Source organism: Neptuniibacter marinus (genome assembly GCF_001597725.1).
Taxonomy (GTDB): domain Bacteria; phylum Pseudomonadota; class Gammaproteobacteria; order Pseudomonadales; family Balneatricaceae; genus Neptuniibacter; species Neptuniibacter marinus.
The window spans coordinates 1-263 of sequence record NZ_LUTR01000083.1 but is presented as its reverse complement, the minus strand read 5'-3'; the positions used below and the strand labels follow the sequence as shown (position 1 = coordinate 263).

The window sequence follows — 263 nt, the reverse complement described above, 5'->3', positions numbered from 1 at the left end:
CCTATTAATCGAAACAAACAGATTAGTCGGCAAGGTTATCCAAGCTGTCTAAATAGGCGCGATCAGAAATATTGGTCCAAACACGGACTTTTTCCATGTACTCAGCTTGAGAATCAAGAATCTCTTTCGCTAATGGATCTTCTGCTGCCTTTTCAGCCAATAAAGACTCATTGGCGTCATACATAGCTTTCATAACACTGCTAGGAAATGATTTAACTTCGATATTTGGAAACTCTTGCTTCATCTTCGCCCAGTTTTCAGCA

The 263-nt window shown here is 39.9% G+C and carries 1 pseudogene; it reads right to left on the bottom strand.

Annotation, left to right across the window (positions count from 1 at the left end):
• Nucleotides 1-22: 22 nt before the first annotated feature.
• Nucleotides 23-263 (bottom strand): annotated as a pseudogene (locus tag A3774_RS16860) (ABC transporter substrate-binding protein); the annotation flags it as partial.